The sequence below is a fragment of the Planococcus salinus genome (assembly GCF_003719725.1).
In the GTDB taxonomy this organism is placed as follows: domain Bacteria; phylum Bacillota; class Bacilli; order Bacillales_A; family Planococcaceae; genus Planococcus; species Planococcus salinus.
The window spans coordinates 145248-167637 of the sequence record NZ_RIAX01000004.1 but is presented as its reverse complement, the minus strand read 5'-3'; the positions used below and the strand labels follow the sequence as shown (position 1 = coordinate 167637).

21 protein-coding genes are annotated in these 22390 nt (G+C 41.2%); 20 read left to right on the top strand and 1 reads right to left on the bottom strand.

All coding sequences use genetic code 11. The annotated features are described in order from the left end of the window. The first annotated feature begins 14 nt into the window (after positions 1–14). The 19 genes from EEX84_RS07440 (at position 15) to EEX84_RS07350 (ending at position 20849) form a co-directional block, all read left to right on the top strand. Positions 15–782: a carboxymuconolactone decarboxylase family protein gene (locus EEX84_RS07440; RefSeq protein WP_123164987.1), complete on the top strand. Its 768-nt coding sequence runs from the start codon at positions 15–17 to the stop codon at positions 780–782. After that, complete coding sequence (locus EEX84_RS07435) at positions 779–1192, top strand: PaaI family thioesterase (RefSeq protein WP_123164986.1); 414 nt, start codon at positions 779–781, stop codon at positions 1190–1192. Before EEX84_RS07440 ends, EEX84_RS07435 begins: the two co-directional genes overlap by 4 nt. A 384-nt stretch (positions 1193–1576) precedes the next feature. Beyond that, entirely contained in the window at positions 1577–2770 is a 1194-nt protein-coding gene (locus tag EEX84_RS07430; RefSeq protein WP_123164985.1) for a YbfB/YjiJ family MFS transporter, read from the top strand. Between the two features lie 396 nt (positions 2771–3166). After that, positions 3167–4075 carry an NAD(P)-dependent oxidoreductase gene (locus EEX84_RS07425; protein ID WP_123164984.1) on the top strand — a complete coding sequence of 303 codons (909 nt, stop codon included), beginning with the start codon at positions 3167–3169 and terminating at the stop codon, positions 4073–4075. Positions 4076–4120: 45 nt separating this feature from the next. Next, positions 4121–5542: an aldehyde dehydrogenase family protein gene (locus EEX84_RS07420; protein ID WP_123164983.1), complete on the top strand. Its 1422-nt coding sequence runs from the start codon at positions 4121–4123 to the stop codon at positions 5540–5542. 129 nt (positions 5543–5671) lie between these two features. Then, the gene (locus EEX84_RS07415; protein WP_123164982.1) at positions 5672–6685 is read left to right on the top strand and encodes a zinc-dependent alcohol dehydrogenase family protein; all 1014 of its coding nucleotides are present in this window, start codon (positions 5672–5674) and stop codon (positions 6683–6685) included. Between the two features lie 275 nt (positions 6686–6960). Next, positions 6961–7998: a TRAP transporter substrate-binding protein DctP gene (dctP, locus tag EEX84_RS07410; RefSeq protein ID WP_158599084.1), complete on the top strand. Its 1038-nt coding sequence runs from the start codon at positions 6961–6963 to the stop codon at positions 7996–7998. 70 nt (positions 7999–8068) lie between these two features. Next, positions 8069–8554, top strand: a complete 486-nt coding sequence (locus EEX84_RS07405; RefSeq protein ID WP_123164980.1) for a TRAP transporter small permease — start codon at positions 8069–8071, stop codon at positions 8552–8554. A 2-nt stretch (positions 8555–8556) separates the two neighbouring features. Then, positions 8557–9837: a TRAP transporter large permease gene (locus EEX84_RS07400; RefSeq protein ID WP_123164979.1), complete on the top strand. Its 1281-nt coding sequence runs from the start codon at positions 8557–8559 to the stop codon at positions 9835–9837. Between the two features lie 34 nt (positions 9838–9871). Beyond that, positions 9872–10663, top strand: a complete 792-nt coding sequence (locus EEX84_RS07395; protein WP_123164978.1) for an N-acyl homoserine lactonase family protein — start codon at positions 9872–9874, stop codon at positions 10661–10663. A 43-nt stretch (positions 10664–10706) separates the two neighbouring features. After that, the gene (locus EEX84_RS07390; protein WP_123164977.1) at positions 10707–11954 is read left to right on the top strand and encodes an alpha/beta fold hydrolase; all 1248 of its coding nucleotides are present in this window, start codon (positions 10707–10709) and stop codon (positions 11952–11954) included. Positions 11955–12103: 149 nt separating this feature from the next. Further along, positions 12104–12487 carry a 4-carboxymuconolactone decarboxylase gene (pcaC, locus tag EEX84_RS07385; RefSeq protein ID WP_123164976.1) on the top strand — a complete coding sequence of 128 codons (384 nt, stop codon included), beginning with the start codon at positions 12104–12106 and terminating at the stop codon, positions 12485–12487. A gap of 363 nt (positions 12488–12850) precedes the next feature. Continuing rightward, positions 12851–13501, top strand: a complete 651-nt coding sequence (locus tag EEX84_RS07380) for a GntR family transcriptional regulator (protein ID WP_123164975.1) — start codon at positions 12851–12853, stop codon at positions 13499–13501. A 60-nt stretch (positions 13502–13561) separates the two neighbouring features. After that, positions 13562–14455, top strand: a complete 894-nt coding sequence (locus EEX84_RS07375; RefSeq protein ID WP_123164974.1) for an NAD(P)-dependent oxidoreductase — start codon at positions 13562–13564, stop codon at positions 14453–14455. Between the two features lie 581 nt (positions 14456–15036). Continuing rightward, complete coding sequence (locus tag EEX84_RS07370) at positions 15037–16470, top strand: aldehyde dehydrogenase family protein (RefSeq protein WP_123165152.1); 1434 nt, start codon at positions 15037–15039, stop codon at positions 16468–16470. A gap of 55 nt (positions 16471–16525) precedes the next feature. Further along, on the top strand, positions 16526–17653 hold the full coding sequence (locus EEX84_RS07365; RefSeq protein ID WP_123164973.1) for a zinc-dependent alcohol dehydrogenase family protein: 1128 nt from the start codon (positions 16526–16528) through the stop codon (positions 17651–17653). Positions 17654–17718: 65 nt separating this feature from the next. Continuing rightward, positions 17719–18738: a TRAP transporter substrate-binding protein DctP gene (gene dctP / locus EEX84_RS07360; protein WP_158599083.1), complete on the top strand. Its 1020-nt coding sequence runs from the start codon at positions 17719–17721 to the stop codon at positions 18736–18738. A 164-nt stretch (positions 18739–18902) separates the two neighbouring features. Further along, positions 18903–19478: a TRAP transporter small permease gene (locus EEX84_RS07355; protein WP_158599082.1), complete on the top strand. Its 576-nt coding sequence runs from the start codon at positions 18903–18905 to the stop codon at positions 19476–19478. Positions 19479–19532: 54 nt separating this feature from the next. Next, the gene (locus EEX84_RS07350) at positions 19533–20849 is read left to right on the top strand and encodes a TRAP transporter large permease (RefSeq protein WP_123164970.1); all 1317 of its coding nucleotides are present in this window, start codon (positions 19533–19535) and stop codon (positions 20847–20849) included. Positions 20850–21072: 223 nt separating this feature from the next. Here the strand turns inward: EEX84_RS07350 and EEX84_RS07345 are convergent, their stop codons facing one another. Next, positions 21073–21783, bottom strand: a complete 711-nt coding sequence (locus tag EEX84_RS07345; protein ID WP_123164969.1) for an alanyl-tRNA editing protein — start codon at positions 21781–21783, stop codon at positions 21073–21075. 135 nt (positions 21784–21918) lie between these two features. Between EEX84_RS07345 and EEX84_RS07340 the strand changes: the two genes are divergently transcribed. Further along, the gene (locus tag EEX84_RS07340) at positions 21919–22380 is read left to right on the top strand and encodes a RidA family protein (protein ID WP_123164968.1); all 462 of its coding nucleotides are present in this window, start codon (positions 21919–21921) and stop codon (positions 22378–22380) included. Positions 22381–22390 lie beyond the last annotated feature (10 nt).

Here is a 22390-nt window from a genome sequence, read left to right as displayed (position 1 = left end):
CATGGAGGGTTCTGATGACCAATCTTATTTCGCAAAAAGGGCAGGAATTAAAAGAGGAATTCAAGAATATCCACGGCTATTGGAACGATGGGTTGGAGGAATTGCTGCAGCTGGACGAAGATTTCTTTGGGGTGTACGTTAATTTTATTTCGATTCCCTGGAAGACAGGAAGCTTACAGCCCAAGGTAAAAGAATTGATCAATATCGCCATCAGTTCTTCTCCGACTCATTTATCGATGCCGGCGACCCGAATTCATATCCGCAACGCCTTAAGACTCGGGGCTTCAAAAGAAGAAATAACAGAAGTCCTGGAAACGGTGAGCATTCTCGGGGTCCATACCTGCTCAGTGGGAATTCCGCTGATGGAGGAAGTATTTGGAATCGGGGACATGGAACAGAAGGCGGTACTGAGTGTGGAACAGGAACAGCTGAAGTCCGAATTTATCGGGCAGATGGGCTACTGGAATGACTTTCGGGACGTCTTGTTGAAAATGGATCCATCGTATTTCGAAGCTTATATGAACTTTTTAACATCGCCTTTGAAAAAAGGGATACTGGAGCCTAAAGTCATTGAATTCATCTATATTGCCATCGACTCTTCGACCACTCATCTGTTCGGCAAAGGAATCGAAGTCCATCTCCGCAATGCCTTGAAATACGGAGCCAGCAAAGAAGAGATTCTAGAGGTCTTCCAGCTCACATCCTCACAGGGGTTTCATACGGTGTTCGAAGCGGTCCCCGTCCTATTGGAAGAAATCGAATTATGGGAGAGTGAAAAATGAAAGTAGTGGAACGAGTGGATTTGGTGAAACGCTACGAAACGTCCCCTTTCTGGAATCTGATCGGCTTGAAAGTGGATTCCATCACAGAAGACGGTGCAACGATTAAAATGGAAGTGACACCTGCTTTACTGAATGGGAACAAGATGATGCACGGCGGGGTCTTTTCAACGCTTTTGGATGCTGCGATGGGCATTAACTTGAAACTCGCGGTAGGTGATGTGAAGTACGTGACGATTTCGTTGCTGACCCATTATTTGAAAGCGGTAAGATCAGGAGAGACGGTCTACGCCACTGCAAAAATCATTCAAACCGGCAGAAGCATCGGCACAGTGGAAGCGAGTATTTTTAATGATAAAGACGAATTGGTCAGCTGCGGCTCTGCTACATTTAAGTTCAGGAGGCCTGAATGAAAGCAGAGAAAAATTCCGAAAGCCCATTTCTATTGAACGGTTCAGCAACTAGAGAAAAAATGCATCAATTTTTGATATACTAACTCACCACCCGGTACCTCCAAATTAGTTACTCAACTAATTTGAAGATACCGGGTTTTTTGCGACGAAAGTGTTGCTTAATACACAAGCTATGAAAGTTTAAAGAGGAAAAGGAAGTCTAACCAACTTTGAAATTTTAAAAGTTGTATACAATATTTATTTGTATTTAGTAAATATATCAGAATATTTTAATAACAAATCACATAAATTTAATTATCATTAAGAGGATTGTGTATAATAGTATTCAAAATAATATTGTATACAGAATTTAAAACAAAGAAGTCACATTAGAGGAGGTCATCCATGGAGAACAAGATATTCCCTCTGCAGATATTGGTTGGGGGCATCATTGTTTTGGCCACTGCGATTGGGATTGGCCGATTTGCATACACGCCAATATTGCCGATTATGCAGGACTTTTTTCGATTAAGTGATAGTTTTGTCGGTTATTTAGCTTCTGTTAATTTTCTTGGGTATTTAATAGGAGCTCTTATCGCTAGTGCCTTGAAGTGGGAAAAGGGAATTGTTTATCATTTAAAAATTCATCTGTTTATTAATATCCTTAGTACAATTGCGATGGGGTTAACCGACAACTACCTTTGGTGGTTTATCTTAAGAGGTGTTTCTGGCGTGACGAGTGGCTTGGTATTTGTCTTCATCACAAGCTTGGTCATCGATTTTCTGGCAAAGTACAAAAAGCTTCAATGGACTGGTTTTTTATTCAGCGGGGTGGGACTTGGCATTGCGCTTTCGAGTTTATTGGTTCCTTTATTCGATTACTATTTTCAATGGCAAATGATCTGGATCGGGTTAGGTGTAATTTGTCTATTGCTCGCTGTTGTACCTTTTGCGTGGATGAAGGAACCACCACGGGAATCCATGGAAATGGAAGAAAGGATTGATTTCTCAAATACAAAAAAGAAAAGTCATCCTGCTTTCCGGTGGATTATTGCTTCTTATACATGTGTCGGTGTTGGGTACATAGTCAGTGGAACTTTTATGGTAGCCATGGTGCAGGAAGTACCCTCGTTAAGCGGATTTCCTTCTCTTAGTTGGTTGTTGGTCGGTATTGGAGCTTTGCCAGCAACGCTTATTTCAGGGTACGTTGCGGAAGTAAAGGGGTACGGCATTACGCTGCAAGGGTTATTTGTGATGCAGATCGTCGGTATCACTCTTCCGCTTCTTTTACCAAATGCCTTTGGGGCGTTAGTGGGGTCGCTGCTTTTTGGGGCAAGTTTTATGGGGTTGACTGCTATGTTTGTAGCCGCTACCCGTGCGTTGTTACCGGAACAAAGCAACAAAGGAATCGGGTTTTTGACATTTGTTTTTGGAATTGGTCAAATGGTTGGGCCAATCATAGCCGGCATTTTAATTGAATACAGTGGAAATTACAACTCTTCTATTGCATTTGCAACCATAATCTTGCTATTAGGAATGGTTCTACTGGCTATAGCCAACTATAAATTGAAAAATAGAAATACCTCTAATTCTGCTTGATCTTGTTTTCAATGAAAGCCCACATGCCCTCTGAAGCTTTAATGCTAATAAGCTGATACAAGAAAAAATATTGTATACAATACTATAAAATATTTAAAAGTGTTTGGCGAATGACATGAATTTTATCGGTTATATTTACAAAATTCAATCAATTGTTTTATAATAAATCTATATTCTTTTCTCTGACAAATTCAAATCGTATACAATTTGAATAAGTTGAGCAATGAAAGCTTGTCAGGGAGCTGATCTGGATTGTTCAGAAAGGAGAAAATATGAAATAAATTTTCGAAATATTTAAATTATTTTAGTGGGTATGATCGACAATTGTATACGGAAGTCCAATGCAGAAGTATATGCTTTAAACAATACGATTCTAAAAGGAAAAGGGGAGATTAAATGAGTGAGAATAAGAGAATTGGATTTGTAGGGTTGGGCAATATGGGTTATCACATGGCAAGTAATCTGGCGAAGGCGGGTCATCCGTTAGCCATTTACGATATCCGGAAAGAAGTCGTGGATTCATTTCCCGGAGAAGATGTTCTGCGCTTGAGTTCGCCGAAAGAAGTGGCAGACCAAACGGAGATCGTCCTGGTCAGCCTGCCGACACCCCAAGTGGTTAAATCAGTGGTGTTGGATGAAAACGGTCTGATTTATGGTTCTGCTATCCGGGTGTATATCGATCTGTCCACTTCCGGAAGGACCGTTTCAAAGGAAGTTGGGAAAGCGCTTGCAGAAAGCGGGATAAAGACACTTGATTCACCGGTCAGTGGCGGTGTTCCTGGCGCTGAAAAAGCTACGTTATCCATCATGGTGGCAGGAGAAAAAGAAATCTTCGACCAATGTAAGCATATTCTCGATTCCATTGGAAACAAAGACAAAGTACTCCACGTCGGTGAGGAAATCGGCCAGGCTCAGGCGCTCAAAGTCATCAACAATCTGCTGTCATCATCAGCTTTGGCAATTACTTCAGAAGCAATGGTCTTGGGAGTCAAAGCGGGGTTGGATCCGAATGTCATGATTGATGTGTTGAATGTGAGCAGCGGCCGGAACAGCGCAACAGAAGATAAATTCAAAAAATCCATTATCAATCGAAAGTTTGACTACGGATTTCAAACCGCCTTGGCGTACAAGGACATTAAACTATGTTTGGATTTAGCTGCTGACCTGGAAGTTCCAATGTTCTTAGGGAACAATATGGAGCATTTTTGGAAATTCGCCATGACGCAAGGGGCAGGGGACAAAGATTACACGACCATCATCAAGTACTTTGAAGAGTGGGCTGGAGTAGAAGTGAAAGAACAATGACGTGGTGAGTAGACTTGAGCCGAAGGAAATTGGAGGAGGAGTAACATGACAAGTTATGGATTGGTTATTGGTGGGAACTCGGTCAAAACGGAATCGGATTTTGCAGTTTACAACAAGTACTCAGGAGAAGAAATGGGACGTGTTTCAAAAGCGGAAAAATCTCATGTTGAAGCTGCTGTTGCCAGTGCTGAAGAGACATTCAAAAATGACTCTTTATCTCCCTACGAGAGGTATGAAATCCTTAATAAGGCAGCCCATCTTCTAAAGGAACGAAAAGAGGAAATTGCCAAAGTGCTGGTGGGGGAGGTTGGCAAAACCATCACAGAAGCAAGAGTGGAAGCGGATCGCGCCGTGCAAACGATGCTGCTGTCGTCAGAAGAAGCCAAGCGGTTAAGCGGAGAAATTGTGCCCATATCGGCCAGTCCGGGGAGTGAAAATCGTTTCGGCTATTATATTCGAGTCCCTATTGGTGTGGTTTGTGCCATCACGCCTTTCAATGTTCCGCTAAATCTGGCTTGCCATAAAATAGGCCCTGCGATTGCTGCAGGAAATACGGTGGTATGGAAACCGGCTTCCGATACACCGTTGTCAGCGTTCATTTTGATGGAGATTTTGACAGAAGCGGGATTGCCGGCGGGATATGTCAATTTGATATGTGGCTCCGGTTCGAAAGTCGGCCAATGGCTGCTGGAGGATGAAAGGATCGGAAAGTATACCTTTACAGGGAGCCCGGGAGTCGGAAAAGAAATCAAGGAAAAATCGGGGCTCCGGAATGTTTCCTTGGAGCTGGGCAATAATTCGCCGAACATTATCCACAAAGATGCCGATTTGGAAAAAGCGGCTCAAAGCTGCGTGAAATGGGGCTTTACGACAGCGGGTCAAGCGTGTATCTCTGTTCAGCGGATCTATGTCCACAATGACATCAAACAAGAATTCCTGGAAAAAATGGTGAAATACACAAAAGAAGTGATAGTTGGAGATCCGATGGACGATCGTACCACGATTGGTCCGTTAATCAGTGAAAAAGAAGCGATCCGGGTGAAGGAGTGGATTGACGAGGCGGTCAGCCAAGGGGCGAAAATTGTAACAGGCGGTTCCCAAAATGGACCTTTCATTGAACCGACAATACTTGAAGATGTGGAAGAAACGATGAAAGTGGTTTGTGAAGAAATTTTTGGTCCGGTAGTCACTATTTTGCCGTTTGACGAATTGGAGGAAGCTATTCAAAAAGCGAATAACAGCAACTATGGGTTGCAATCCGGCATATTCACATCCAATATCAATACGGCGATGTACGCAGTGAAAAAATTGCATACCGGTGGTGTAATCATTAATGATGGTTCCACGTATCGTGCAGATCTCATGCCATATGGTGGCGTGAAAAACAGCGGCATTGGGAACGAAGGACCGCATTACGCAATAGAAGAAATGACGGAACTGAAAACAGTCGTGATGAATTTATCCTAGTCCCAATCTACAGCGAAATGGCGGAATCTCGTTTCATTTCGCTGCACTTATGATAGAAGGAAATCAATCAAAGTTCATGAAACGACAGGAATCGGTGCATTCTATTACGCGAGAATAGGGGAGTTTGTATTGAAAGCGTGGCAAAAACAGGATTTTCAACTGGAAAACTTAAAATTGGTCGAGGTACCAACACCAGAGCCGAAAGATAACGAAATCCTTATTAAAGTGAATGCGGTTTCGCTGAACTACCGAGACAAGGACATAATGGATGGGAATTATCGGCGGGACTTGATGGAAAGATCGTTTATTCCGGTTTCGGATGCAGCGGGTGTCATCGTGCGGAAAGGAGCAGAGGTGACGCGATTTAAGGAAGGGGACCGGGTCATTTCTCATGTCTACACGAAATGGATTGACGGCAAACCAGCTGCCGACGATGTGCTGTATTCACTGGGAGGCGTGCTTGATGGCGGATTGGCCGAGTACATGGTGTTAGATGAAGAGGCTGCGGTGATGGCTCCTGACAATCTATCAGATGAAGAAGCCTCCACTTTGCCAATCGCCGCTTTGACTGCCTGGTTTTCATTGGTGGAGGAGGGAAAATTGACTTCAAGCGATACCGTTTTGGTGCATGGAACAGGCGGCGTTTCGCTATTCGGTGTGCAATTGGCCACAGCATTGGGGGCACGTGTCTTTGCCACGACGAGCAGCTGGAAGAAAGCTGAAAAAGTGAAGTTGCTCGGGGCGTCAGATGTGATTAACTACAAAGAACTGCCCGAGTGGAATGAAGAGTTGGCGAGGGTAACCGATGGGAATGGCGTAAATTACATTTTAGAAGTGGTTGGAGGCACAAACATCAATCGCTCGATTAATGCATTGGCTCTTCAAGGCCAGATATTCATCATCGGATTTCTTGAAAGCAAGACAGCGGAAGTGGATTTGTTTTCATTATTGTCCAAACAAGCTCATCTGCAAGGAATGCGGGTGGGGCATCGGAAGGCCTTTGAATCGATGATTGAAGTGTTCGAAAAATACGATATCAAACCGGTGATTGATACAGTTTATTCTTTCGATCAAGCAATCGAGGCGTATGAACACCTAAGTAGAGGAGCATTTGGAAAGATAGTCATTAAAGTAAACAGCTGAAGGAAGGAGGTACCGACTGGTTTTTTGTATTGATGAAATTTTCAATTGTATACTAATGTTTGTGGACTTTGGATGATGAAAATTTTTTCTCTTCGCTTCCTAAAATTTAAATCTTTCAAGCGGTAACAAAAACAATAAAAGATAGACTTTCGTTTTTAAGTAGTATAAAATAATCATAAGTTGTATACAGTTTGCAATATTCTGTTAACTGCAAGAGGTGTGGTTTAAGGATTTGTAAGCGCATACAATAAATTAAACTAATGGAGGGGTCGAAGATGAAAAAGATGTTATTGCTGATTTCATTGATTCTGGCTTCAATTGTATTAGTCGCATGCGGTGGCAGCGGTGAATCAAATGGTGACGAAAACGGAGGCTCTACTGCGGAGGGAGAGGTCGTGCAAATCGATCTTGCTCACGCCATCGCGGAATCGGATTTGACACCGCATCATGGATATGCCCGGATTTTTAAGGAAATCATTGAAGAAGAGTCAAACGGAGAGATTGAAGTGACGATTCACCCCAACGGTGTACTTGGAGCGGAGCGGGATTTGATCGAGGGAGCGGAAATTGGCACAATCGATGCGATCATTTCTTCGACCTCGCCACTTGGGAACTTTGCAGACTTGCCAAGAGTGCTAGAGCTTCCTTATCTTTTTGAGGATACAGATCATTTCTTCGATGCTCTGGAAACAGATTTTGGAGAAGAATTGAATGCAAGTATTGAAAGGGACGGAACCCTCAAAATGCTGGGTTGGTTTGAAATTGGTTTCTGGGGCTACGGCAACAGTGTAAGACCTGTCACGCATCCGGATGACTTAGAAGGTTTGACGCTCCGGGCTGTTGAAAATGACGTTAAACAAGACTGGGAAGTTCTTGTGGGAGCCAATCCTACAGCGATGGCCTTTACAGAAGTCTTTACCTCACTGCAGCAAGGCGTTATCGATGGATTGGGTAACCCGATCCCTCTTTTTGTAGCAAATAACTTCCAAGAAGTGACGACCCACCTTTCGGAGACGGACCACTTCTTCCAGCAAGGTTTTATGGTGATGAGCCCGGCGTTCTTTGATGGCTTGTCAGAAGAGCACCAAAACTTAGTGGTTGAGTCTGCAATACAAGCAACCGAAGACCAGCGCGAATGGGTGAGCGATGTTCAGGAACAGGCTTTCCAGGCAGCGGTTGATAACGGTGTAGAAGTCATTCGAAGAGAAGATGTTGATATTGAAGCCTTCAGAGCTTTGGCTGAAGAGTTTAATGCCCAATACGAGGATGAATTCGGTGATGCGTTAGAGACAATTAAGTCACTTCGAGAGTAAGTCAGGTATTCGTGTTTTGGGGAGCGCTCTCTGGGTTGCTCCTCACTGTACATAAAGGAGTTGAATCCATGTGGTTATCTTTTTAAAAATGGTCAACATTCTAAATAAGCTGCTGTTGCTTTTGTTGTCTCTTTTATTCGCCTTTATTGTCATTGTGGTGTTTCTTCAGGTTTTATCCCGGTATGTAATTACAATACCTATTCTTTGGTCTGAGGAAGTGGCCAGATACGGCTCAATTTTCATTGTATTTATTGTTTCGGGTATCGCGTTGCGCAGAAAAGAACTGATTGCGATCGACGTCATTTTTGAAGTTTTGAAAAGTGAGAAAGCAAAGGCGATTCTGGAAACGTTTATTGACATCGCAGCGATTGTCTTCAGTTTGGTGCTGATTGTCAAAGGATATGAGTTTTTAGGACAAGTCAGTTCACAGGTGACGCCGACTTTGCAGGTGTCGATGTCAATTCCTTATTCGGCTATCATAATCGGTTCGGTAGTGATGCTCCTGAATGGGATAGCAGCTATTGTAGAAAGACTGATCGGAAAGGAGATTGACTGACCTTGGCAACTATATTAGTGATTACGTTGGGAATATTATTGGTCCTGGGTGTGCCAATCGCTATATCTCTGGGCCTGGCGTCTGTGATAGCGATTTGGGGGGTAGGAGATATTCCGCTTGTGATTGTTGTCCAAAGAATGTTTACATCTTTAGACTCCTTCCCGCTCATGGCTGTGCCGTTTTTTATACTGATGGGTACTTTAATGGAGCATGGCGGGATTTCAAAACGTCTTATTCACTTTTCGCAAAGCTTAACAGGCCATATCACGGGTGGACTTGGAATTGTAGCCGTAGTTGCTTCCTTGTTTTTTGGCGCCATTTCGGGCTCGGCAACAGCAGCTGTAGCAGCGTTGGGTGCAATACTTATCCCAGCAATGATCAAACAGGGGTATGACAGCAGTAATGCCGGTGCTATACAGGCGATTTCCGGGAATTTAGGGATTATTATTCCACCAAGTATTCCCCTCATCTTATATGGGGTGGTGACAAGTACTTCAATAGGCGACTTATTTAAAGCCGCAGTAATTCCAGGGATATTGGTAGCTTTATCCATACTATTACTCGTTTACTTAACAGCAAAAAGAAACGGAAATATTGAAAAGCTGGAAAGATCCAGCCCAAGGGAAGTATGGGTAGCTTTTAAAGATGCCATCTGGGCCATTATTATGCCGTTTATTGTGCTGGGCGGAATATATGGCGGAATCTTCACACCTACAGAAGCCTCCATCATTGCGGTGGTGTATTCATTTATAATCGGGGTTTTTGTTTACCGGGAAATCAATTTCAAAAACATCCTGGGAATTTTCACCCAAGCGATGAAGATGTCTTCGATTGTTATGATTATTATCGCCAACGCAGGGTTGTTCGGATGGATTTTAAGCAGGGAAGGCATTTTTGGATTGGTAACTGAGTTCTTTCTGAACCTGGCTCCAAACGTCATCATGTTCCTGCTGATCATTAATCTGCTCCTGTTGATTGTCGGTATGTTTTTTGAAACGACAGCCGCGATTCTTATTTTGGCGCCACTTCTGCTTCCTGCAGCGACTGCATTTGGAATCGATCCGATTCATTTCGGAATCATCATGGTGTTAAACTTGGCGATTGGGTTGTGTACACCTCCATTAGGGGTAAACCTTTTTGTCGCCTGTGCAATCGCGAATGTTTCATTGAAAAGAATTGCCATAGCGACAATACCTTTCTTAATTATATTGGTGCTTAACCTGATGGTGGTCAGTTTCATACCGGGACTGTCCTTAGCGCTGATCGACTTCTTCGGTGACTGACATTTAGAAGATTAAAAAATGGAGGGAATGCGAGATGAGTAAAGAGGACGTTTACGAAGTATATGCGATTAGATATGCCACCAGAGATGTCAAAGCCTACGATAACTTCTATGGTCACTTCGATCCGCATGAAGATTATTCCATGCCGATGGACTATTTTATCTGGGTTGCCAAATCAGCTGCTCATACATTTGTCATCGACGTCGGCTTCAACGAAAAAGTATCCAATGAAAGAAAACGTACATTTTTGCGCTGTCCGATTGAGACGTTGGAAAAGTTCGGCGTCAAAAAAGAAGAAGTCTCAAAGGTGATTATTACCCATATGCATTATGATCATATCGGCAATCTGACGAAATTCCCCGATGCCACCTTTGTTTTGCAAGAAGAGGAGATGGCATTCTGGACAGGAAAATATGCTTCAAGATTGGCATTTTACAGCGTCATCGAAGAACAGGATATACTTCATTTAGTAAAAGAGAACTTTAAGGCAAAAGTAAAATTTGTAAACGGCGATGAAGAAATAGCACCAGGCATTAACGTCTATAAAGTCGGAGGGCATTCGGCTGGCCTTCAGATTGTTACTGTTAATACTGAGAAAGGAACCCTTGTGTTAGCATCAGATGCCACGCATTACTACAAAAATATTGAAGAAGACAGACCTTTTTCAGGTGTTCATAATATTCCTCAAATGTATGATTCGTTTGATAAGGTGAACAAATTGGCCAGCTCGCCGGAGTTAATCATCCCGGGTCATGACCCGAAAGTGACGGAAAAGTTTCCGAGTGTCAGTGACGAATTCGCAGAGGTTGTCTTTAAATTATCCTGATGAACTTTCACAGTAAACTGAAAAGGAAGGAGAATCATGAAACATGGATGAGGATCAAGTAAATGAATGGATGCAAAAAGCCAGTGAAGACGAAGAACTGAAAAGCTTTTTACAGCTGAGTGATTTGAACTTCTCGTTTCTTTTGAAGATCGGAGATGAAACGTACCTGTGGCACATCCACAAAGAGGAAATTTCCGTGACCCGAAAACTGACATTGGATCATGTCTGGGATTTCACCATCAGCATACCAGGAAGCGCCTGGTCAAAGTATCTGCAGAAGGTTGCTCCGCCGTTCCACAATACATTGCAGGCAATGGTAGCTCATGTTCCGGGAGTATCCATTGAGGGAAACCGGCTGGTCTGGGCTCAATCTATACGGATAGTTGAGCGGTTGCTGTTGTCGGCGAAAGAAGAAACGGAAAGTCTGGCGGCTAAATTGACAGAAGAGAAATTCAGTCCTGAAACGATCAAAGGCCATTATGTAAAAATGTATGTAAATGGGGAAGAGCATGTTACATATTATGAAGAAGCTGGCGAAGGCCAGCCAATCATCTTTCTTCATACGGCTGGGTCGGACTCGCGTCAATATAAATATTTGTTGGGCAATAAAACACTGCAAAAGAAATGGCGGATGATTGCATTCGATTTACCATATCACGGAAAATCTTCCCCTCCCGATAAATTTTGGGAAAAACCGTATAAATTGACGACGAAATTGTATACAGAATGGATTTTAGGCTTTTTGAAAGCAGCTGATCTATACGACAAAAAACCAGTGATTTCTGGGTCTTCCATGGGAGGGGCTATTGTGTTGCACCTTGCTGCCCGGTACGGTGAGCTGTTCCGGGCGGTAGTTTCAATGGAAGGAGGTTTTGGAAGAGAAGGGAGGCGTGTCAACTGGACAAACCATTTGCAGGTGCATGGTGGCCACTTTCTCTCCTCCTGGGTAAACGGTTTGATGTCGCCTGAAAGCCCGGAATATTTCCGCAGGCTTGTGTTATGGGAGTATGCTCAAGGGGGGCCAGGCGTCTATCAGGGAGACACTTATTTCTACAGCTATGACTGGCCAAAACAAGCACAAGGGATCGGAAAAACACAATGCCCACTATGGATATTCTGTGGTGAATACGATTACTCCTGCACTCCGGAACAAAGCGAAGAAGCGGCAAACAGGATGGATGGGACGTTTATCAAAATGGAAGGGATGGGGCATTTTCCTCCCTCTGAAAATCCAGCAGGTTTGTTGAAATATGTACAGCCGGTGCTGGATGAAATTTTAGAAAAGCATTAAACGATTTCAACTTAAAGTTTTCTGAATTTTATGTTTAATTGGATTGACAACTTGTTCAAATTGTATACAATTTGAACAAGGACACTTTTGGTCAGTCCGAAAAGTGATATGGAATAAGTAGTGAAAATCAAATGAATGGAGATGTTGAAATGAGTAAACGATTTGATGAAGGTTTGGAAATTCGGAAAAGTGTACTGGGTGCAGAGCATGTCGAGAGATCTCTTTCTACAGCTGACGATTTCAATATGCCGATGCAGGAATTGGTCACAGAGTATTGCTGGGGTGAAGTATGGACAAGACCCGGCCTGTCGAAAAGAGACAGAAGCTTACTGAATCTGGCGATGTTGACAGCATTAAATCGCCCGCACGAGCTGAAACTTCATACAAGAGGAGCACTGAACAACGGTGTGACAAAAGAAGAGATTACAGAGGTCTTTTTGCAGTGTGCCATCTATTGTGGTGTACCTGCAGGCGTTGACAGCTTCCGAAATGCCAAGCAGGTCTTTGATGAGATGGAGAAAGAAGGGAAATAAAGATTTTGCCGCTTCTTAGAAGAAGGCAGGCGAAACCCCCTTGCTTTGGGGTCTTGCCTGCAGGCTTTTAAAAATCTCTTCTATATTACATCTTATCTAAAATCTGTTCTTACCGCTTGACCAATTTCTGTTTTGTATACTCTTATCATTGCTATAATATTATGCATAGTTTAAGGAATAATAATGTGAAATCACCGAAAAGAAACCTGATGATTTTCTCGTTACATAATTTTTCAAAAGCAATACCAATACCAACAACTAAAATGCCTGATATCGTGGAAGGTGATTTGCTTTGTATATATTATTTTTTAAGCTAGCAGCATCATTTAGTAAAACCAAATATTTTAAAAGGGTATGAGGTAAATGGAAAAAACAGTGAATGGAACAGTGGCTCAACAGATAGCTGAAGCAATTGCGATACAGATTGCCGAAGGCACATTGATGCCTGGCCAAAAATTGGTGGAAACCGATTTAAGCAAGGAGTTTAACATAAGTCGTTCGCCCATCCGGGAAGCTTTATTTATTTTGGAAAGTCAGGGTGTGGTGGAAAAGATTCCGAGACGCGGTGTATTTGTGAAAGAAATTTCTTTCAAAGAAATTAGTGATTTGTATGACGTGGTGTATACCATTACGGAATTGGCGATCAATAGGGGGATTATGATTTGCACCCGAGAACAAATCGATGAACTGAAGAGGCTGATTGATGAAATGCAGGCTACCATCGACAAACGGGAAGTGAAAAAATGTCATTTGGTGGTGGAAGAACTTCACTTACGATTGATCCAGCTGTCCAACAACAATGTATTGATTGATGTGTATCAACGGCTGAACATGAGATGGACGACTTTCCGATATTTGACGTTGTCACATCCCATAAGCTTAAGCAGATCGGCCGCTGAATACAGCCAAATTGTAAAAGGCATCGAGAACAAGGACTTTACAGAAATTCCGGGAATTTTGCAGATAAAGAAAAAAAGAGGCATGTCCATATTGGAAAGTATTGTTCGGGATTAACAGGAGCATGGTATGAATATCACGGAAACGAAACCAACTGGGTAAAGGAGGTTCGTGACGATGAAGGATAAAACCATTGGATTTATCGGCTTGGGGAATATGGGGCATCACATGGTCACCAGACTTTTGGAAAGAGGCTACAAGCTGGCTTTGTACGATATAAACACAGAAGTCTTGAAGTCTTTTGAGGGGGAGGGCGTGCAAATCGCCTCATCTCCGCGTGATGTTGGAGATAAAGCTGAATGTGTGTTGGTCAGCCTGCCTACCCCCGCCATTGTAAAAGGAGTAGCCCTTTCTTCTGATGGAGTCATCGAAGGTAAAAAGGTGGAAATATTTGTTGATCTGTCGACTACCGGAAAGGAAATGGCGGAAACCATCGCAGCGGGACTGAGCGAAAAAGGAATAAAAGTGTTGGACTCTCCTGTAAGCGGAGGCGTATCGGGTGCAAAAAACGGCACATTAGCCACTATGGTTTCCGGCGATAAAGAAACGTACGAGAGTTGTCATGAGGTATTGGAAATCATAGGAAAAAATATTTTTTATATCGGTGAAGAGCCGGGGCAGGCACAGTCGATGAAAATTATAAATAACTTGCTGTCTTTTGCGTCATTGGCAATGACTTCTGAAGCTGTTGTTCTTGGTGTAAAAGCGGGGTTAGATCCAGATAAGATGATTCAAGTTTTGGATATCAGCAGCGGAAGAAATACAGCTACTCGAGATAAGTTTCCGAGGTCCATACTGAGCAGAAAATTCGATTTTGGTTTTAAAACATCCCTGGCCTACAAAGACATAAAAATGTACGGTGATTTAGCTGCGCATTTGAACGTTCCCATCTTCCTGGGATCTAATTTGATCCATTTCTGGCGATTCGCGATGACCCAAGGAGCAGGAGATAAGGATTTCACTTATATTGTCCGGTATATGGAAGAATGGGCAGGGGTGGAGATCAAGTAAGAAGGTTAATTAATTAGATTAGTATTCAGATTTACGGTCTAGAAATTTATGTGTAATGTCAACTGAAGTCTATTGCTATAAGAAATTCATTTTTCTTTCTGGCTTGAAATCCAGAGAATATCATTCAGTGAAAGCGTATTATAGTAGATTGAGAGCTAGTGAATTGGATATGATACAGCTGAGATATAAATCCTTGAATATTGTTAAGCACCTCCTTATTGAGAGGTATTTAAGTTGACTGAAAATAACAATAAGTGAGGTATTTTTCAAACCTTTTTAACAAGCAACTATTTTGGGTACCTTTAAACTGTTTTATAAATCCCTTAAGATAGATTTTATCAAAAGGGAGTAGAATAGTAGCACTAGTATTTAAAATTATTGGAAAATTGTAAATATTAGTTTACTTTCGACGAATTGCTATGGTAGAATTCAATTAGTACAAAATGTAATTTAATAGATAAAATGTAAACGATTTCAATTAAACGCCATAATTCTTTGATTTATTCGATGAAATTTTAACAATACTTTAAAAAGATAAAAATAATTAAAACAAGAGGAGTGAGATTTTGATTGATTTAAAGATGTATCATTTTGGTTCTATGATTGATGGTAGGGAAATCAGTAAAGACGGGCGAGAAGAAATAGAAGTTTGTAACCCATACAATAATGAAATAATTGGTAAAATATCATGTGCAAACCATGATGATGTGAGGTCTGCAATTGATAGCGCCTACCAAACTTATAATAATGTAATGAAGAAAATGCCAGCTCACCAGCGTTCTGAAATATTAAGGAAAACTGCTGATTTACTGGAATCGAAAACCGATGAGTTTGCTCGGTTACTTTCACTGGAAGTAGGAAAACCGATAACAGAAAGCAAAGGAGAAGTTGCACGAGCAGTCCAAGTATTGAGGTTTGCATCTGAAGGTGCGAAAACGCTTTACGGAGAACAAATTCCTCTGGATAGTGCTATTGGAGGGGAAAATCAAATAGGATTCACCAAAAAAGTTCCCATCGGTGTAATTGCAGCAATAACGCCTTTCAATTTTCCTTTAAACTTAGTGCTTCACAAAGTTGCCCCAGCAATAGCTTCAGGTAATACTATCGTTTTGAAACCTGCTGAGAAGACTCCTTTATCATCGGTTCTGCTTTATCAATTATTTGAAGAAGCTGGTTTGCCCAAAGGAGCGTTCAATATTGTCATGGGGACTGGCCAAGATTTGGTGGAGCCTCTTGTTACAAATCCAAAAGTAAAAAAAGTTACATTTACAGGTAGCGGGGCAGTAGGGTGGAAAATCAAGGAAATGGCCAAAAGAAAAAAAGTTACATTAGAGCTAGGAGCAAATGCACCCAATATTATTTTTGACGACAGTCATCTTGAAGTTGCGATTAATTCAATAGTGCAAGGAGGGTTTACGAATGCAGGCCAAGCCTGTGTATCTGCCCAAAGAATATATGTACATGAAAAAATATATAACGAATTTTTAGAGAAACTAATTGAAAAAGTAAAACTGATTAAAGTTGGAGACCCACTTGATGAAACTACCCAAATGGGTCCGATGATTACAGAAGAGGCTGCCAATAGAGCGCAGTTATGGATTAAAGAAGCAGTAGATCAAGGGGCTGTCGTATTGGCTGGTGGAAACCGGCAAGGGACGCTTTTTGAACCGACTGTAATAAGTGATGTTACGTCAGAAATGAAAGTAGTTTGTGCGGAGGTATTTGCCCCTATAGTAAGTGTAATGCAATTTGCTGAAGAAAAAGAGGTCATTGAAAAAGCTAATGACTCTGATTTCGGTTTACATGCAGGGGTTTTCACGAAGGATATAAATCGTGCAATGCGCCTAGTGGATGCTATTGAAACTGGAGGCATATGGATAAATGAAGTATCTGTACGTAGATACGATCATATTCCTTACGGTGGAATTAAAAGAAGCGGTATTGGTAAAGAAGGCGTTAAGTACGCCATGGAAGATATGACAGAAACAAAGTTTGTAGGAATAAAAATGTATTAAATGACATTCAAAAAGTAAAAAAGATAAATAATTAAATATAAGAAGGAGAACTGTTATGAAAGTGAAATCAGCCGTATTACGGACCTCAGGTGCTACTCTTCCGTATGCAGAAAGTAGACCCATCAATATCGAGACCTTAGAATTAGACCCCCCTGGACAAGGAGAAGTTCTGATCCAGATTAAAGCAGCAAGTCTTTGCCACTCCGATTTGTCGGTAATAAATGGAAGTAGGCCGAGACCGTTACCAATGGCATTAGGACACGAGGCTTCGGGGATAGTTATAAAAACAGGGGAGAACGTTACAGACTTACAAAAAGGGGATCATGTAGTATGTGTCTTTGTTCCAAGTTGTGGTCATTGTCTACCTTGTAAAGAAGGTCGCCCCGCACTCTGCGAACCTGCAGCAGTAACAAATACAGCGGGCACTTTAATAAGTGGAGAAAGACGATTACATACATTGAAAGAAGATATAAATCATCATACAGGTGTATCTGCTTTTTCTGAATATGCAGTTGTATCGAGAAATTCTTTAGTAAAAGTTGACAAAGAGTTACCTTTTGAAAAACTCGCTTTGTATGGGTGTGCTGTTATAACCGGAGTTGGAGCGGTAATAAACACAGCGAATATCAAATTAGGGAATACAGTAGCTATTGTTGGGCTCGGAGGTGTGGGCCTCAGTGCTCTTATAGGAGCGGTTGCCGCAGGAGCAAGCAGAATTGTAGCTGTGGACATAAATGATTCAAAGTTACTTCAAGCAAAAGACTTAGGAGCAACCGATGTATTTAATTCGACAGATAAAGATGTTGTCGAACACATTAGTAAAGCAACAGGAGGCGGTCTTGAATACGTTTTTGAAACAGCAGGAGTCGTACCGGCGATGGAAGTTGCATATGCTATAACTAAGCGTGGAGGAACTACTATTACTACAGGTCTCCCTCATCCGGATCATAACTTTTCTTTTCCATACGTCACTTTAACAGCAGAAGAAAGGACTCTGAAAGGTTCATATATAGGTAGTTCCGTTCCAAGTAAAGATATTCCTAACTATATAGAACTAACTAAGCAGAAGCGTTTGCCGGTTGATAAATTGCTTACTGAGTTTATAACTCTAGAAGAAGTTAATGAGGGGTTTGATAAATTATCTAGTGGTAAGGCATCGAGGATTATCATAAAATTCGATTAATTTAATTGAAGTCAAAGGATTTGAAGAATGTTGAAAAAATCTGATACACAAAGGGAGCAATGACAATGAATTATAATCTAACACTTAAAAATTTCACTTTTATTTCTTTAACTTTAGTACTTATATTGGTATTGGCTGCATGTTCTAGCGAAGAAACCAATTCCCAAGGAGAAGCAGATGCATCAGAAGAGGAAATTTACAATATTAAAGTTGCGACTGCTCTAGATCTTACCAATAAGCAAATGGCAGGATTCCCAATATTCAAAGAGATAATAGAAGAAACTAGTGACGGAAGAATTCAAATTGAACATGTTGGCGGTCCAGAAGCAATTCCAGGATTTAACCAAGGAGAAGCTGTAAGTAATGGGACGGTGGACATGAGTTGGGTGTTCAGTTCTTATTATGCAGAAAGTGTACCTGAAGCATTAGTAAGTAATTTTACAGAACTTAGTTATGAAGAAGAGATCGAGCGAGGCAGCTTTGAATACTTAAGTGAATTACATGAAAATGCTATGAACGTTAAAGTTTTAGGACGAGGAGCACAAGGGAAATACTCTATCTTTTTAAACGATGAAGTAAACTCTACGGAAGATTTTGCAGGATTGAAAATACGAGGAACAGCTACTTATGCTCCATTACTTCAGGGCTTAGGTGCTGACGCCATATCTATGGAAGGCGGAGAAATTTACACAGCTTTAGAAAGAGGAATGATAGATGGATTTGCATGGGCAAATTATTCAGTCACAGACCTTGGAGTCCAAGAGCTAGTGAATTATCAAGTTGTACCTGACTTTAACACAAATGATTTACTGATATTGATGAATGCCAATACCATGGAGAATCTGCCTGAAGATTTACAAGAGTTAGTTCGTGAAGCGGCAATTCAATCTTACTATGAAATGGCTGAAGGTGTAGAAAAAGTGATAGAAGAGGAACACGCAAGTTTGAAAGAAACAGGAACAGAATTTATCGAACTGGAAGATAGTGAGAAGTTCCAAACAATAGCATTAGAACAGTCATGGGAATGGCTGAATACAAGAATTAATAGTGATATCAGTGAATTAGAGAAGTATTTTAGAAAGTAAAAGGAAATAAAATTTTTGTGAGCTTTCTATGCGAGCGTTAAATTTTTCCGTAAATTTAACGCTCGTATCAATTTTGTTTATGTGAACGCCACTTTCTTTAAATTTATACGTTCAATAATTCAGTGGTTTGCTGTGGCATTATTACTTGCTAAGGGGTGATTAAAGTGAATGATAAGGGATCTTCTGTAGCTTATAAAGAACGTTCAGTTGTAAACAAAGTAGGGTTAAAAATTTATAAAGTTTATTCAACATTTAATAAATTTTTTTCAAAAATAGAAAATTTATTTTTATACATAGCAGGGATAAGTATTTTGTCGATTTTAATCGCCATTTGTTACGGTGTTTTTGCTAGGGAAGTTTTTAACAGCCCAGTATTATGGACAAATGACCTTGCAGGGTATTTATTGGTTTACGCAGTCTTTTTTGCTTCACCTTGGATACTAAAAAACAATGGGCATGTAAAGGTAGATCTTATTTTAGGTAATTTACAAGGCAGAGTTTTGAAGTATGTAAATCTATTAATAACATTTGGTTCGAGCATTGTGACATTTATTTTTTTCTGGTTCAGCCTCAAAGTCACTTTGAGCAGCTACAACAGAGGGGTGGTATTACTTGATAATATACCTTGGCCAGAGTATCTATTATTACTTCCCCTCGCTTTAGGTTCTTTACTTTTAACGATAAGATTTTTGATTATATTTACAAATCTTCTTTTAAAAGAAAAAGTTATAGAGACCTAAGAGTCTTGCGTTAGAGAAGATGATAATGAACTTACTAAGGTGGTGTATTGGTACATGGAGTGGTGGGCAGTAATAATATTATTCTTTGTTTTATTGATGGTCTTTGTCATGATTGGATTTCCTGTTGCATTTGCCTTTCTTGCAGTCAACATGATTTTAGTGATTATTTTCATTAATTTTGATAGTGGAATGCAAACATTAGTTTTAAGTGCTTTCAGATCTTTAGGGAGCTTTACACTAACACCTATCCCTCTATTTATACTCATGGGAGAAGTGTTATTTCATTCAGGCCTAGTAATGAAATTATTAGATGTACTATCAAGATGGATGGGAAGGATACCAAGTCGTCTAAGTATATTAACGATGGCATCCGGAACGATGTTCGCTGCGTTGAGTGGTTCTGCAGTAGCCAATGCAGCAATGTTAGGTTCTTCTATGGTACCTGAAATGCAAAAAAGAGGTTATCATTTAAAAATGTCTGTAGGACCTATTCTAGGAGCCGGTTCTTTGGCGACTATTATCCCACCAAGTACAACGGCCATTCTTTTAGGAGGACTAGGGGGGATCTCAGTAGGTGATTTACTTATTGGAGGAATTCTGCCGGGGTTGTTACTTGCGACATTAATGATTGTTTACTTTATGGTTATAGGAGCTTTTGATTCATCTTTGGCGCCTAAATATGAGGTTGAAAAATCGAGCTGGAAAGAACGAATTCGTGGCTTGATATTTGATGCTTTTCCTTTACTAGGTTTAATATTTTTAGTGGTTTGGCTGATTTTTTCGGGTTTTGCTACCCCTACAGAGTCTGCCGCGATTGGAGCCCTAGGAGCTCTTATATTACCCGCCCTTTATGGGAAACTAAACAAAGACGTTATTAAAAAAACTATGATTGGGACAATAAAAGTGAGTGGTATGATTTTATTAATTTTGGCAGCTTCTGCTGGATTTAGTCAACTTTTGGCTTTTACAGGAGCTACCAGTGGTTTAGTAAATGCAGTTCTATCTTTAGATACTGCTCCAATATTATCAATTATAGGCATGCTATTAATTGTCTTAATACTGGGCACCTTTATTGAACCAATTTCTATTTTAATGATTACAACTCCTCTATTTATTCCAGTTGTGTTTGCTTTAGATTTCGACTTGGTATGGTTTGGTATATTGGTACTTATTTGTTTGGGTATAGGGAATATCACACCGCCGTTTGGTTTGTTGTTATTTGTAATACGTGGTGTTCTTCCAAGCGATGTTTCCATGAAAGAGATTTATAAGTCAGTTATGGGAGTTATAACTGTAAGTTTATGCGGGGTTATTATAATCATGGTATTTCCTGAAATTGTTACGTGGCTGCCCTCAGTGGGTTCTGAGTAGAGTTAAGTATTATTCAAAATATTTTAAATAATATAATAGAAAAGCTTAAAAGCATCTAGGAAAAAGTAGAGAGGTTAGTCATAGGTAGAACTTTTATTATAAAGAAGTTATGAAGTTGTAAAAATAAAAAGCACCAGTGAATCCGCATTTTTTCAATGTGCGGGATTCGCTGGTGCTTTTGCATTTGCAATTAAGAAGAGGTCACTCTTTATTAGTCAAGCTTTCACACAACCCGTACCTCAAGCCGTGTCATGCCTTTTCCTTTATTTTTCGTCTTATCCAAAACAAACTGGCCGACTTCTCCGGTTTCGCTTACGTGGGTGCCGCCGCAGGCCTGTTCGTCGATGTCGCCGATTTTCACCAGGCGCACCTCTTTCACGGCTTTCGGGATGAGGTTGACGACTGTTTTGATGGCACCCGAAAGCTGTTCGGCTTGTTCTCTTGGCAGTGTACGAACCGTCACTTCGTGATTGTTGGCCAGTTCTTCATTGGCTTTGGTGACGAGTGCATCGATTTCTTCCTTGCTGAGTTCCGTGATGTCGGTCAGGTCGATTCGCGCTTTGTCCGGATAGATCTGGTTGCCGGTGCACAGGGAGTCGTGTTCCTGGTGGAAAACGGCTGCCAGCACGTGAAGCAGGGTATGATGCTTCATTAAGTCGTTTCGCCGTTCCCAGTCGATTTCTGCGCTTACCGGTCCAACCTGAAGTTTCTCTGGCTCCCGCACGTAATGATAGATGGTTCCGCCTTCTTTTTTGACTTTCAGGACTTCTGTTTCCTGTCCGTTCTGAATCAGTTTCCCTGTGTCACTTTCCTGACCGCCTCCTGCGGGGTAAAAAACCGTTTGGCTGAGTGTGACTTTGTCGCCGTCAATCGCCATGATTTGTGTCTCGCATGTCTTTAAATAACTATCTTCTAAAAATAATTCTACCGTCATTTTCTTCATCCTTTTTCTATGTAGTGCAGCCAACAGCTGTTTTTTTATTATATCATACAGTTTTTGGATGATTCAAAAAATTCGTTGAACGAAGATAATATTAAGGATAGAATAAAAGAGGGGAGGAGGAGAAATATGAACATTGAACAGAAAGTAAAAGCGCGGGGCCTGGAATGGCCGAAGACAGCACCGGCTGCTTTAGCGAATTATGTGACGGTCCGCAGAACAGGCGACTTACTTTTTTTATCGGGTGCTGGCCCGTTTGTAGATGGCAAGCAAGTTTATACAGGAAGAGTCGGGCAGGAAGTGTCCCTCGAAGAAGCCAGAAAGGCAGCTGAAATCGCTGCAGTCAATTTACTCAGTATGGTGGAAGGAGAACTTGGCAATTTGGAGCACGTCAGAATCATTAAGCTTTTGGGATTTGTGAATAGTGCCAATGACTTTTTTGAGCAGCCGTCCGTGATTGACGCGGCATCCGACCTGTTGGCGGAACTGCTTGGAGAAAATGGAAAGCATGCGCGGTCTGCAATTGGTACAAGCGTATTACCGTTCAACATTCCAGTCGAAATCGAAATGGTGGCAGAAATTCTAAAATAGAGAGGAACTA